Below are 13,811 nucleotides of genomic sequence, written 5' to 3'. Positions count from 1 at the left end.
GAGCGGCTATTGAAATTTGAAAATAACCACGGCAGTTATAGCTTGCGCGTTGAAGGTAATATAGTTATTGGGCAGTTTAAAGGTAACTTAAACCCTCAGTTATTAAATCATTTTAAAGCCGCTTTATTAAATACCATTGAACCGTTTAAGCATTTGCCTTGGGGTTATATTAGCCACTCTCCAGAAGTGATTGCTGCTACCCCCGATGCTGAAAAAAACATGATAGATGTAAGCCAAACAATGGGGATTAATAACTGTTTGATCAGTGCGTTTGTCCTCACCTCGCCTATTGCTATAAGACAATTGCAGCGGATTATGCACAGCTCTGGCCGTGATGCTCATTTACAAGAGTGCTTGTTTGATGATTTTCAAAGCGCCAAAAAATTTGTAATTAAGCATCTAGCCCTAGCCGAGTCAGGTTGTTAACTGGCTAGGACTCATACTTTATTAATTTTTATAAAACTGGCTGTCTTTGGTAATAGTAATTGCAGGATCCTCTTGCGAAGTAATCACAAAACTCAGCTTGCTCACTTTGCGTGCTAAATCGTAGCCGTCTGCAGTCACCGTTACCGGCACACTTTTCATCAGCCCAGGCTCTACTAATATAGCATTTGGGCTTTGCAATGTAGCCCCCTCTAAACCGCTAATTGAAATTGAATAATGCAGCGGTTGCTGAGTTTTATTGATAATAGTGAGCGTGTAAGGATTTTCAACTAAGCCTTCGTAATTTACCCGGTACAATGCGTTTCTATCTCTAAGTACTGAGGCTTCTATAGGGGTACGTTGTAACATCCATGCAAGCATAGATAAAATTAATAGCGCAGTTAACGCCCCATAGCCTACAAGTTTAAGCCTAAATGGATTCGTTTTTTGCCCTGCCATTTGCTTTTCACTGGCGTATTTAATTAAGCCTTTTTCGTAGCCAAACTTATCCATGGTGTCGTCACAAGCGTCAATACATAAACCACAGTTAATACATTCATATTGCAAGCCATTGCGAATATCAATCCCTGCAGGGCATACTTCCACACATAAGTTACAGTCTACGCAATCACCTAAATTAAGCGCTTTAGGATCAGTTTTGCGTTTACGTCGGCCGCGATTTTCACCCCGTTCGCTATCGTAAGTAACCACCAGCGTATCTTTATCAAACATAACCGATTGAAAGCGCGAATACGGACACGCCACAGTACACATCTTTTCACGTAAAAAGCCCGCATTTCCATAAGTACAAAACGCAAATAAAAATACCCAAAAACTGGTGATCCCAGACCACTCTAAATTTAACATTTCGAGATACAAGGTTTTAGCGGGGATAAAATACGCTAAAAATGAGGTCGCCGTGAGTATCGAAATAACCAGCCAAGCACTGTGCTTAGTGATTTTTTTTCGCCATTTGGTAATATCCCAAGGGCTTTTATCAAGCTTAATACGCTGGTTACGTGTACCCTCTATACGTTGCTCAACCCAAGAAAACATTAACATCCAAATGGTTTGTGGGCAGGTATAACCACACCATACTCTGCCAAGCCAGTTGGTAACAAAAAATAGGGCAAACGCTCCCACCATAAACAGCATAGCTAAAATCATAAAGTCTTGAGGGAGCAAGGTAAGGCCAAAAATAGTAAATTTTTGGGTGGCTACATCCAATAAAACCGCTTGCTGACCGTTATATTGAATCCATGGAATGGCAATAAAACTCAACATTAACAACCAGCCTAAATTGCGACGTATACGTTGAAAAAAACCTTTTTGCTCGCGTATATAAATTGGCCCCTCTTCTTTATAGGGCTTAATGATCATGTCTTCTTCTTTAATATCAAACTTCATGCTACTTACTTCATAGTGACGGGTATTAAGCAAGTATTTGCAACTTTCAGACCACACTGAAAGATAACTTAAGACATTGATATTAAATGATTTTAAAAATAAAACCGAACTACAATATCGCGGTATTTAGCGACTATCGCGATATATCACGAATTAATTCTGGCGACGCAGTCCTAATTTTTGCATTTTTGAGCGTAAGGTGCTCTCTGGTAAGCCCAACTTATTTGCCGCGCCTTGTTCACCTGCAATTTTCCAATTACACAGTGCTAATACGCTGCTAATATGCTGTTTTTGTGCTTCATCAAGTGTAAGCGTTGGGTTAAGGGCATTATCATCGCCCGCTTTGAGCGACTGACTTAACTGTAATGTAGAGTGTTTAGATAAAATAGCTTCTCGTTCGAGTACATTTTGTAGCTCTCTAATGTTACCTGGCCAGTCATAGGCTTGTAATTGCCTGATCGCTTTTGTACTTAACCCTTGCAATCGCTTACCTAAGCGCTTGTTTATTTGTGCAATTAAGTTTTGACACAAGTAAGGAATGTCTTCTTTTCGTTCTTTAAGTGCTGGCACATGAATAGGAAACACATTTAAACGGTAATATAAGTCCATTCTAAACTGCCCTGCTTGTACCATTTCCCACAGGTTACGGTTGGTTGCAGCAATTATACGAATATCAACCTTTATGGTTTGACTACCGCCAACGCGTTCAAATTCACGCTCTTGTAATACCCTTAATAGCTTACTTTGGGACTCTAACGGCAGCTCTGCGACTTCATCTAAAAATAAGGTGCCGTGATCGGCAAGTTCAAAACGTCCTTTACGACGCTCGTTAGCGCCAGTAAACGAGCCCCTTTCATGCCCAAAAAGTTCTGACTCTAATAAACTTGGAGTGAATGCCGCACAATTTACTTTTATGAATGCTTGTTCGTTGCGCTTACTGAGACGGTGTAAGTTACGTGCCACCAGCTCTTTGCCAGTACCATTTTCGCCAAGAATGAGTACGGTGCTATCGGTTTCACTCACTAACTGTATTTGATCTAACATGCGTTGAAATACATCACTGCGACCAACCAGCCCAGAATCTTGCCAATCCTCGTTAAGCTCGGCAATAAGGTAATCGTTCTCATCTTTTAGCTGCTCGCTTAGATGCTTTACTTGAGCTAACGCTTCGTGCAACTGGGTTTGCGTTTGCTGTTGTGCTGATATATCGCGAAATACTGCCACAGCACCAATAAGCTGATTATTTTTATAAACGGGGGTGGAAGTGTACTCAACGGCAAAGGCACTGCCGTCTTTACGCCAAAATACTTCGTTTTTTACTTCGCGGCGTTTGCCATCAAACATAGTGCAATAAATTTGGCACTCATCGGCAGGGTAAGGAGTGCCATCGGCATGGCTATGATGATGATATTGATGTATTTTTTTGCCTAATAATTCATCGGCCGTCCATCCAGTCATTCGCTCTGCGGCTGGATTTACAAATACCGCATTGCCGGATAAATCAAATCCGTATATACCCTCACCTACCGCATTGAGCAATAAGGTAGGATCGTTTAAAAAGTTTTTTATCATAATACGACCTCGCGAAATATCGCGAGTATTATGCCAATTTTATCCTGCTTTAGCACTTAATAATGGCTAAATAACGACTTAATATTTATTTTGGCTTCTAAACGCGCTGCAATTAAATATAAGCCAGCTAATTTGCGATGAATAAACAATGCGTCTACAGGGGGAGTATGCCACTGCTGCGACTGTGCGCTTAACTGCAATCCGGCATCTTTGATATTGCCAGCAAGCTCACTGTTTTTAAAATCAAACTCGCCATTATAGCGAAGTGGCTCGCAAGCCATTAAAAATAAATCAATCAATCTTTCTTTATAGTCATCTTTTAAAGCGTCTTTAAAGTAACCAATTGCAGTGGCAGCATTGAGCACCCCTGCACGATCATTATTACTGCCGGCCTTAAACAAGGCTAAATAGGCATCACTGAGGGTAGCTGTAATTTCTCGGGTGGCACCAAAATCAAATAACACAATTTTTTGTGACTCTGGTTGGTAATGAAAATTAGCAAAGTTGGGGTCGGTTTGAATTAACTTAAACTCAAACATTTCTTTAAAGAACAAATTAATTAGTTGCTCCGCAACATGACTTCGCTCAGCAGCGGATAGATCACAAATGCCTTCTATAGGTTTAGCATCAACATACTCCATTGTAAGCAGCTGCGCAGTGCTGTGCTCTACATACACACTAGGCACTTTAAAGTGAGGGTTAGTCGATAACAGGTTTTTATAGCGTGCTAAATACTGTGCTTCTAGGGTGTAATCAGCCTCAGCTAGTAACTGCGCTTTCGCTTCTTCAACTAAGGGTTTTATATCCAATTCTTTAGGTAATAATCGCGATAAAGTAAGTAAAGTGATCACATTATCTACGTCGCTTACCACACTTTTAGCAATACCTGGATATTGAATTTTAACGGCTAATTGATCACCATTTTCTATATAAGCTAAATGAACCTGCCCAATTGATGCAGCTGCAAAAGGCCTCAACTCAATATGAGAAAAACGCGATAACCAGTCATCCCCCCATTGCTCTTTTAGCACGCTCACTAATTGCTTATGTGGCATTGGGTTGGCATCGGCACGCAACAAAGACAGTAACTGCGCAAGCTCGGGAGTTAATAAGTCGCCAGCATCCATTGAAAGTAACTGCCCAAGCTTCATTGCCGCACCGCGAAGATGCGACAGCTGAGTGGCTAAGTTTTCAATATTTTTAGGCTGGAGTAATAAGCTCTTATTATCCCAGCCTTTACCACTAAGCGCACTTTTGGCACCGCCCACTAACATATTTGTGGCAACGCCGGTGGCTAATGAGCCTAACTTTGCAAATCGTGAAAGTCGAGAGGTGGGAACGGATCGCTCATTAGCCATAATTAACCTAATCTATTAATAATAAGGTCAATTAATACGTTTTATTACGCTTATTAGATCTAAATTATAACCGAGGTACTAGTTTAATCGCGCCTTCGACTACTTTTAAATCTAAGGGTAAATTACTTAACAGTGCCATTTTAGGGTCGTTCATATTTAACTTATAAACAGGGTTAACCGCTAAAAATGCATTCATGACATCCATCGCTTCGTTATCCAGCACTTCTAAATTACCTTTAAACCCCCCAGCATCGATACTTGAATCGCGTAACTTAACATTACGTAAAAATACGGCTTTTTTCTCGCTATCATAAAAAGGCGTGCCTTGTATTTGTAACTTTAAACGCACAGGATACTTTAATGCAAAGGCATTAATCTCGGCGCTGGAATCAGCACCTAATAAAACATAATCACTGTTGTCGGGACCAATATTAACGCTTAAATCATTTACATCAAACTGCACAGGTAAGCCCATCAGGCTAACTTTTTCACTTAATTTAGGTAACTCTTTATTTAGTAACGACTCAACCTCTGAATTTGTAAATGAATAAACCGAAATACCCTGAGTGCTGTTACAGGCAGTTAAAAATAATAGTGAAATAAAAACAAAAATTTTCATACAAAACCCTATTTATTAATCGTATTGGCAGTAAGTAGCCATAATAAAAAACCGCTTTAATAGCGGTTTTTTTATTTTAGTTGATAAAAGTTAGTTTACAGCAAAAATAACTTTTAACCTTGTTAGTGTGTCAGTTGTGACTGAACCTTCGCTGAGTGCAATTAATCGCTTTAAATAATAGTTTAAATCAGCGTGGTCTCCACGGTGCTTGTCATCTAGCATTGCCACTTGCTCAACCATTCTTTGCGCTGAGTCATGCGAACTAACGTTGGCTAGTATTTCCATACGGGTTAGCAACTGCTCGATACTTAATGACGTTTTTACCGCACCAGTATACTGACTTGGCACTGGTTCATTATTCTCAAGCGCAACAAATAATGCGTTTAAGTTAGCTTGTTCGTTTTTGGCGGCTAATCCGGTTAGCTTTTCATCTATAGCTGACAATAAAGCGGATACTTTAGGCGTTAACGATTTAAATGGCATATACCCTTTAACTTTGGTTTGCAGATCCAGTAATTGGGCTTTACCTTCAACACTATTTAAAACCGCTTCGAGCTCATTTAGTTCGGCTGTTGCTAGCTTATCTGATTCACCTTGCTCGCGTTTTTGCTGCTCAAACTCTTCGCTGCGTTTAGTGAATGTTGCATCATTAAACTCACGGAATTTTTGCCATAGTGTATTCTCAGCTTTTAAGCCTGCAAACCCTATACTCTGCCATTGTTGCTGTAACTGCTTTAGCTGCTGACACGCCTCTGCTAGGTTTTCACTTTGAGATAGCTGTTGCGCTTGCTCAACGAGCTCATTTTTAAGTGCGGCATTGCCTTTATGAAACGCATTAAGTGAAGATACAACTAGCTGCTGTTCTGCCTTATAACGCTCGTTTAAAATTCGGTATGTTTTAGGATCAACTTTACCTACACTACGCCATGCTTTTTGTAATCGGTTGTAGTGGCTTTCAAATTGTTTCCAATCTAAATCAGCATCCTCTGTCGCTTGTAAATGCAGTGCATGCATTTGCGCTATTAGTTGCTCACGCTCTACTTTAGCCGCTTCACGCTGGATTTCTTGCTCTGCGAAATAACTACGACAAGGTGCGAACAATAGCTCAATTTTTTCATCAAACTCATTTCCTTGCTGCTTTTCTTGCTCTGTATCAAGGCGACCTAGTTCATTCCAACGCTTACGCAATACTTTAACTTGGTCAGCACGCTGTTGCGGATCGTTACAAGGCTCATCAATTAGCAGTGTTACTTCTTCTAAAAGTGCAGTGCGTTTAGGGGCCGCTGCATACTTTTGCCAATCTTTAGCATCAGCTAGCTGCGCTTCTAGATCAGCTTTTAAGTTAACCAGCGGCTGTTGGTATTTCTCAGTTAGGGCATTAAATAGCTCTTCGAAGCCTTTAAATACACCAAATGCAACATTAAAACGCCCTTCTTCAATTAAACGTTTAACATCACGCGCTTTTCGCTTAGCTTGACTTTGAGTTTTTTCTAGCGGCTTAGTGAGTTCGCTCATTGCGGCTAAAAACTGCTTCTTATGGCTGTTAAGCTGAGTTTTGAATGACGCTTGTAAATCAGCGCTAAGTAAATTTAAGTGGCTGCGTGCAGTTTTAAAGGTATTATTGAATGCTGTTAACTGTTGATCGTAATCGCTAAGTTGCTCTGCAGGTTTTATTTCACTAAGCGCATTGTAGGCAATTTTATATTCCTTAATCGCCGCAGTTAGCTCAGGCAACTTAGCAACTTGTGAGAATAATTGCTCAAGCTTATTAATCACTTGTTTTGATTGCTGATCAGCCACCAGTTCCGTTTTATCTAGCGTGTCTTTCGCTTGCGCTACTTTTGCATTAAGCCAGTCTTGCTGAATTTGCTCTGGCGTTTCTAACCCTAACTGTAATGCATTCTCAATTTCTTCACTTAATGCTTCTAACGTAGCTAACGCTAACACTTGGCGCTGTTGCTGAGCTAAACGTTGCTGCTCTACTTCGTGCTGCGCTTTTAGTATGGCAATGTGGGCATCAAGCTTATCGGTAATTGAAATATACTTAGCATCAAGGGTTTTTACATGTTCTTCACTTAGCCATTTTAACTCTAGTGCTTGCCACTGTGCCATAAGTTCGGCGGCTTGTGGGTCAACAATAGCGTAGTCGTGTTTATCACGCAGTGCATTAAGCTTGGCTAAAATAACACGGGTAGCATTTTCAACTTGCGCTGGCATTTCAAGCGCTAAACGCTCGTTTTCAAGATGGCTTTCAAGGGCCGTTTTAGCTTCACCTTGAGCATGCTTTAACAAAGCTTTAGTTAACTGCTGTGTAATGACTAAGTCAACTAACTGCTTTTGCAGCTCTTCATTGGCTTCTTTAAAGGCTTTTTCAATCAGTTTAGGGTTTGCTAGGCGTTTTAATAACTTTACTCTTACTTGTAACTCTTTTTCTGCAAATGCCAGTTTTTCAAGGGTTTTAACCGGTGCAAAACGTTCAATATACTCATTTTTAATCTGCGCCGATAAGCTACTTTCACTGTTTAATACAGCAGACGAAATTTGTTGCTCAGCCACATCTTTTAATGCCTGATCTTGCTTGTAAGCTTTCCACCAAAGCGGTAAATCGTTTACTTTTTGCAGTGCTTTACGACGAATTTCAGCCGATGAGTCTTCAAGCGCTAAGGTGCTTAAAATTGTTACGTCGCGTGCTACATCAAGTTTTTCAATCGCATCTAAACGAACTTGTTGCTTCGGGTGTTTCCATTTTGGTGTAAAAAGGTGTTTAAAGATCATTTTCACTGAACCTAGCTATTTCGTTATCTGATTTAAATTCTTTTTGTAGTTGCGCTTTGGTTTTTTGGATCATTTCTCCATCTGCACCAATGGTAAACTGCTCGTTTGATTGTGCTACTTTTGCTTGATACAACATCACAAGTTGGACTGTTTGTTGTTTTTGTTCATCTGATAAAGGTGTGCCATCTGGCCACTTTCCTGTTGATGCACCATATTGTAGGCGCTCGAATAATTCTGGAGTAATATTCTGTACTAAGTTGTCAATATTCATGTCATTTTTTCTTTTTCAGAGTCACTAAAATAATACGGTTAATAAGGTACCAAATACAGCCAATGCCTATAGCTGAGGTATACGCATACCACTGAAGTGTTTTTTCTTGAGGTTGTAGGAAGTACAAACAAAAGAAGCCACCTAAAAATAAGATCAGCGCTAAAAAGGAGTGGTTCATAAACATTTGCTGCTTTTTAATTCGCTGCTCACGTTGAAGTTGTTGAACTTGTTCGGCATTTAATTCAGCAACGTTACTTTGGCAATGTGGACACTGCGGATGTTTATCTGAAATTGATTTTGCACATTTGGGGCAACGAATAATCGCCATACATCTCTCTCCATACTACGCATAAAAAAAGCGCCTTTCGGCGCTTTTCATTGTACTTGTTTTATTGCTCTTTGTCTTTTTTGAATTTAACCCAATAGTTCATATTAGGTTATTAGGGTCTGTTTATTCAGCGTCTTTTGATTGCTTTTCAAGACGCTTTTCCCAGAAGGTAGCATTTTTAATCCCTAATTTAACGGGATCAAACGTAATTTCTCCACCTTTTTTCTTCTGGTCTTCATAATCACTCAAACATGTTAAAGCCGGTTTAGCGACAAAGAAAATAGCTAATATGCCCAATATGTTTATCCACGCCATTAAGCCAACGCCTATGTCGCCAATAGTCCATATATAACCTGAGCTGTTAACCATGCCGTAAGCTACCATAAACATAATGACAAGTTTTACAGCTACAAGCGGAATACTTCCTTTAAAGTAGCGGTTTAGGTACGCAATATTCGTCTCCGCAATGAAGTAGTAAGCCAGTATGGTAGTAAAAGCAAAGAAAAATAAGGCGATGCCTACAAACGCTTCCCCAAAGCCACCAAATACACTAAACAACGCCATTTGGGTGAACGCTGCTGAGCCCACTTCAGTTGCTGCATCAACGTTTTGTACAATGAATTGACCCGCAGGTAATTCACCAACAATGTTGTATTGCTGCGTTATTAAAATCATTAATGCCGTTGCTGTACATACAAAAAGTGTATCAACATAAACAGAAAAAGCTTGCACTAAACCTTGCTGTGCAGGGTGATCAACCTCTGCCGCCGCAGCAGCATGAGGGCCTGTACCTTGACCCGCCTCATTTGAGTATATTCCACGCTTAACACCCCAGCCAATTGCGGCACCAAAACCTGCTTGAGCTGTAAATGCATCACCAATGATGAGCGAGAAAATACCTGGTATTTTGTCTAAGTTTATAAATACCACAATTAAGGCCAGTACGATGTAACCAAGCGCCATAAATGGCACAACAATTTGCGTAAAGTTAGCGATGCGTTTTATACCACCAAAAATAATAAACGCTAAAACAATAAGAATAATAGCCAACGCAACCAGTTTAAAGCTGCCTACGTCACCAAAACTTGTAGACACCATAGTGCCATCACCAAATACTTGAGTGAATGCATTACCTACAGCGTTTGCTTGTACCCCTGGTAGGAAAACCCCACAGGCTATAATTGCCGACACAGCAAATAATACAGCCAGCCACTTTTGCCCTAAACAACGGTCAAAATAATACGCTGGGCCACCGCGGTATTGCCCGTCTTCTTCTAATTTATAAATTTGACCTAATGTTGATTCTGCGTATGCAGTGCTTGCACCTAAAAAAGCAACAACCCACATCCAAAAAATAGCACCTGGACCACCAAAACCAATTGCGGCTGCAACACCGGCAATATTACCAACCCCTACTCGGCCAGACAATGAAACAGCAAGAGCTTGAAAAGATGAAATCCCTTTTTCTGAGGTATTAGGGCTAAATAGTAGCTTACACATTTCTTTAAAATGTCTAACTTGAGCAAATCGAGTTAGTACGGAGTAAAATAAGCCTGCGCCTAGGCATAAATAGATGAGTGCATTACTCCAAACAACATTATTAACGGCGCTTACAAAAGCTTCCATGAACATCCTCACAGTTATATTTATTATTATTAATTACCATACTCTGCTACTCAGAATACCTGTCATAAGCTTTACGAAATAAGGGGTTAATCTTTATCGTCTTTCTTATTGTTCAATCGATATTAACTTAAGTACTCAACCTTGTTAACAGTTAATTTTCAAAACAACTTATTGTTTATTTATATTGAGCCTGCTAAGACAACGTTTAACTAAGTGGAAATGGATTAAAACTATAGGTTATTAAATCTGTCGAGAAGGTGTATTGAAACGTTTTAGTGTGATGGTGGGAAATGATTTTTATTTTTTGATACGGCCAGTTTAGCCTAAAATAAAAAGGGCATCAAAATTATTGATACCCTTTAAAACAAGCGTTTTATCTTAAGTTGTCTACAACATTAACAATGGCTGCTAAGGTATCTTGACCAAATTGATATGAACGACGATCTGACCAGCCGTAATCTGGATCAGGTAAGTCATTATTATCTTTAAATGGCATTTCAACGGTGTAAGTAAGCGCTTTAAATTCTTCAGCGGTCGCTGATGAACCTACTGTTAAATTAGCTTGACCTGGTTCGTCTTTATCGTAGCCATGCGTATCTTGAAACTCTGGAGTAATAGTTAAAAGCGCGGCTTTAAAGCTGTCTTCAAGGCCTTTTAGGCGTGCATCATAACTTGGTATGCCTTCACTACCGGCAACAAAGTTATATGGAATGGCTTCATCCCCGTGAATGTCAAGGTGCATATCTAAGCCTGCTTCTCGCATTTTATTAAGCACTAAGTAAACTTCAGGACTATTTTCCATGCTTGGTGTTTGCCATTCACGGTTTAAGTTAACCCCTTTAGCATTAGTACGTAAGTGACCGCGTGCACTGCCATCTGGATTCATATTTGGCACTACATAGAATACCGCTTTTGATAGTAAGGCTGCTGCATGTGGGTCTTCATCGTCAAGCAGCTTGTGTAATAAGCCTTCTACAAACCACTCTGCCATAGTTTCACCCGGGTGTTGGCGAGCGGTAACCCAAATGACTTTTTTATCTGCACTTGGCTGACCAATTTTAAGCACGCTCATATCACGGCCATCAAGGGTTTGACCTAGCGTCTCTAACTGACAAAGCTCTTGGCTTTGTGCCCATGATAATAAATCTAAATGGCGGTCGTAGCTGTAAGGAGCAAAATAGGCAAAGTAAACGCTGCTACACTCAGGCTCAAGCTCAAATGTTAGTGTGCCATTTTCATACGAAGACGGTACACGAAACCATGTTTGACGGTCGTATGAGGCAACAGCTTGGTAGTCTACCCAACCATCTGGGTATGCAGACTTATCAAGATTATTAATATTTAACTGATGTAATTGATAAGGCGTTGTTTCAAGACGAAAGTGAAACCACTGATAAAACTCAGACTGATGATCTTTATTAATTTCTAACTGAATATTTAACGGATCGGTGGCTTCAATAACTTTAATATTACCACTGTCAAAATTGCTACTGATTTTCATTACAACAAACCTATTAGTTAACTGTGTGTCTTGACCAAAGGATTTAGCCAAGAGGTAAGTACGTGTTAATGCACTTTCAACGGCTATTACTACGTACTCAATTTAATAAAGCGTACCATAACCACTACACTTTAAAAATCTTCAGACCTAAAAAAGCCAGCAAGTGCTGGCTTTTTTTAATTGCTCAAGTGTTTATCGAGGTAAACTTGGGAATGAGACTTCTGCCATATCGCGCATACAGCGAACTACCTGGCAGCTATAACCAAACTCATTGTCGTACCATACGTAAAGTACAACACGGTTTTCATCAACAATCGTTGCTTGAGAATCAACAACACCTGCGTAACGACTACCCACTAAATCGGTAGACACGATTTCAGTTGATGCTGTGTAATCGATTTGATCACGTAGGTCTGAGTGAAGTGCTGTTTCACGTAAAAACGCATTAAGTTCTTCAACCGTCGTGCTCTTTTCAAGATTCAAGTTTAAGATAGCTAACGATACGTTTGGTGTAGGTACACGAATTGCGTTACCTGTTAGTTTACCTTCAAGCTCTGGTAATGCTTTAGATACCGCTTTAGCTGCACCAGTTTCAGTGATAACCATGTTAAGTGCCGCAGCACGACCACGACGTTCTGCTTTGTGGTAGTTATCAATTAAGTTTTGGTCATTAGTATATGAGTGAACTGTTTCAACGTGACCATTCTTAATACCAAACTGATCGTTTAATGCTTTCAATGTTGGTGTTATTGCATTAGTTGTACAACTTGCAGCACATACAATTTTATCTTCAGGTAAAATATCTTGGTTATTTACACCGTAAACGATATTTTTAATGTTGCCCTTAGCTGGCGCTGTTAATAATACTTTTGCAGCACCTTTAGATTCTAAGTGTTGACCAAGGCCAGCTTCATCTTTCCAAATACCTGTGTTATCAACAACAAGTGCGTTTTCGATACCGTAGGCACTGTAATCAACTTCGCTTGGCGAATTAGCGTAGATAACTTGAATGTAGCTACCGTTAGCTTTAATAGCATTACGTTCTTTATCAATAGTAATTGAACCATTGAACGGACCGTGGATAGAATCACGACGCAATAAGCTTGCACGTTTTTCTAAATCGCCGTCTTTACCACCACGCACAACAATAGCGCGTAGGTTTAAGTCGGCGTATGGGCCTGATTTTTCAATTAACAAACGTGCTAATAAGCGGCCGATACGACCAAAGCCGTAAAGTACTACGTCACGTGGCGCTTTAGGCTCAGAATTAACAATTTCAGCTAGTTCGTCTTTAACGAACTCTTCTACTGAACGGCCATTCGCAGCATCTGTGTATAAATAGCTGTATGCTAATTTACCAATATCGATACGGGCAGAATTTAATTCCATTTTGCTGATAGCTTCTAAGAATGGGAAGCTTTCACGCAGGCGAAGTTTAGTTCCTTCAAACTGGGCTACTGATTTGTGAGACTTAATAATATCAATAGTGCTTGAGTTTACTAATGGACGGCCGTAAACAGCGATTTCAATACCACGATTACGGTACAATTTACCAATAATTGGTTGCATGCTTTCAGCGTAATCTTGACGTTCTTGCCAGCTACTTGTGTATTCTAACTCGTGAGATGAGGTCATTTTTTTTACCTAATTAAACAATTTTGAACGGATAGCCTAAGAATGTATCGAATTTTGAGAGCAACACATTCCTTCGGGCAGGCCTATTCTAATTTAATCTCATTTTATTCTCTACTGTTAGAGACTAAAGTTTAGGCTAGAATAATACTATATGAGGGTCTGTTGACTTTTACGGATTAAAATTTGTTCAAACTAGGGGCAACTTAATCGCGGCGCGAGGTTTGTAACCTAGTGGGCTAAGTCAAAACCGAGCAAAGCTTCCGCGTCCTGCTCACGCCCCTTACCTACATCCATGT

General features: G+C 40.0%; 11 protein-coding genes. 1 reads left to right on the top strand and 10 read right to left on the bottom strand.

Going from position 1 to position 13,811, the window contains the following annotated elements:
* Positions 1-9 precede the first annotated feature (9 nt).
* Positions 10-426 (top strand): hypothetical protein, encoded by a 417-nt coding sequence (locus CWB76_RS15520; protein ID WP_138608849.1) that lies wholly within the window; start codon positions 10-12, stop codon positions 424-426.
* 21 nt (positions 427-447) lie between these two features.
* Here CWB76_RS15520 and ccoG read toward each other — a convergent pair whose 3' ends face one another.
* From ccoG to CWB76_RS15470, 10 genes are all read right to left on the bottom strand, one after another.
* Positions 448-1,830 (bottom strand): cytochrome c oxidase accessory protein CcoG, encoded by a 1,383-nt coding sequence (gene ccoG / locus CWB76_RS15515; protein ID WP_138608847.1) that lies wholly within the window; start codon positions 1,828-1,830, stop codon positions 448-450.
* A 153-nt stretch (positions 1,831-1,983) separates the two neighbouring features.
* Positions 1,984-3,402 (bottom strand): sigma-54 interaction domain-containing protein, encoded by a 1,419-nt coding sequence (locus CWB76_RS15510; RefSeq protein WP_138608845.1) that lies wholly within the window; start codon positions 3,400-3,402, stop codon positions 1,984-1,986.
* Positions 3,403-3,458: 56 nt separating this feature from the next.
* Positions 3,459-4,760 carry an ABC1 kinase family protein gene (locus CWB76_RS15505; protein ID WP_138608843.1) on the bottom strand — a complete coding sequence of 434 codons (1,302 nt, stop codon included), beginning with the start codon at positions 4,758-4,760 and terminating at the stop codon, positions 3,459-3,461.
* A 64-nt stretch (positions 4,761-4,824) separates the two neighbouring features.
* Positions 4,825-5,379 (bottom strand): YceB family lipoprotein, encoded by a 555-nt coding sequence (locus CWB76_RS15500; RefSeq protein WP_010392868.1) that lies wholly within the window; start codon positions 5,377-5,379, stop codon positions 4,825-4,827.
* A gap of 90 nt (positions 5,380-5,469) precedes the next feature.
* Positions 5,470-8,154 carry a DUF349 domain-containing protein gene (locus tag CWB76_RS15495; RefSeq protein WP_138608841.1) on the bottom strand — a complete coding sequence of 895 codons (2,685 nt, stop codon included), beginning with the start codon at positions 8,152-8,154 and terminating at the stop codon, positions 5,470-5,472.
* Complete coding sequence (locus CWB76_RS15490; RefSeq protein WP_008114080.1) at positions 8,144-8,425, bottom strand: YeaC family protein; 282 nt, start codon at positions 8,423-8,425, stop codon at positions 8,144-8,146. Before CWB76_RS15490 ends, CWB76_RS15495 begins: the two co-directional genes overlap by 11 nt.
* 1 nt (position 8,426) lies before the next feature.
* Positions 8,427-8,753, bottom strand: coding sequence for a hypothetical protein (locus tag CWB76_RS15485; protein WP_008114079.1), 327 nt, complete (start codon positions 8,751-8,753; stop codon positions 8,427-8,429).
* 123 nt (positions 8,754-8,876) lie between these two features.
* Positions 8,877-10,379: an alanine/glycine:cation symporter family protein gene (locus CWB76_RS15480; protein ID WP_138608839.1), complete on the bottom strand. Its 1,503-nt coding sequence runs from the start codon at positions 10,377-10,379 to the stop codon at positions 8,877-8,879.
* Between the two features lie 373 nt (positions 10,380-10,752).
* A complete protein-coding gene (locus CWB76_RS15475) occupies positions 10,753-11,880 on the bottom strand; it encodes a M14 family metallopeptidase (RefSeq protein WP_138608837.1) in 1,128 nt (375 codons plus the stop codon).
* 192 nt (positions 11,881-12,072) lie between these two features.
* Positions 12,073-13,515: a glyceraldehyde-3-phosphate dehydrogenase gene (locus CWB76_RS15470; protein WP_010392881.1), complete on the bottom strand. Its 1,443-nt coding sequence runs from the start codon at positions 13,513-13,515 to the stop codon at positions 12,073-12,075.
* Between the last annotated feature and the right edge of the window lie 296 nt (positions 13,516-13,811).

The sequence above is a fragment of the Pseudoalteromonas sp. S1609 genome (assembly GCF_005887255.1).
Lineage (GTDB): Bacteria > Pseudomonadota > Gammaproteobacteria > Enterobacterales > Alteromonadaceae > Pseudoalteromonas.
Note: the sequence above shows the minus strand (reverse complement) of the source record. Positions and strands in the feature narration are given on the sequence as shown.

Coding starts and splice junctions, on each gene's coding strand:
- CWB76_RS15470 (WP_010392881.1), bottom strand. CDS start 13,515: ATGACCTCATCTCACGAGTTAGAATACACAAGTAGCTGGCAAGAACGT.
- CWB76_RS15495 (WP_138608841.1), bottom strand. CDS start 8,154: ATGATCTTTAAACACCTTTTTACACCAAAATGGAAACACCCGAAGCAA.
- CWB76_RS15505 (WP_138608843.1), bottom strand. CDS start 4,760: ATGGCTAATGAGCGATCCGTTCCCACCTCTCGACTTTCACGATTTGCA.
- CWB76_RS15500 (WP_010392868.1), bottom strand. CDS start 5,379: ATGAAAATTTTTGTTTTTATTTCACTATTATTTTTAACTGCCTGTAAC.
- ccoG (WP_138608847.1), bottom strand. CDS start 1,830: ATGAAGTTTGATATTAAAGAAGAAGACATGATCATTAAGCCCTATAAA.
- CWB76_RS15485 (WP_008114079.1), bottom strand. CDS start 8,753: ATGGCGATTATTCGTTGCCCCAAATGTGCAAAATCAATTTCAGATAAA.
- CWB76_RS15475 (WP_138608837.1), bottom strand. CDS start 11,880: ATGAAAATCAGTAGCAATTTTGACAGTGGTAATATTAAAGTTATTGAA.
- CWB76_RS15510 (WP_138608845.1), bottom strand. CDS start 3,402: ATGATAAAAAACTTTTTAAACGATCCTACCTTATTGCTCAATGCGGTA.
- CWB76_RS15490 (WP_008114080.1), bottom strand. CDS start 8,425: ATGAATATTGACAACTTAGTACAGAATATTACTCCAGAATTATTCGAG.
- CWB76_RS15480 (WP_138608839.1), bottom strand. CDS start 10,379: ATGGAAGCTTTTGTAAGCGCCGTTAATAATGTTGTTTGGAGTAATGCA.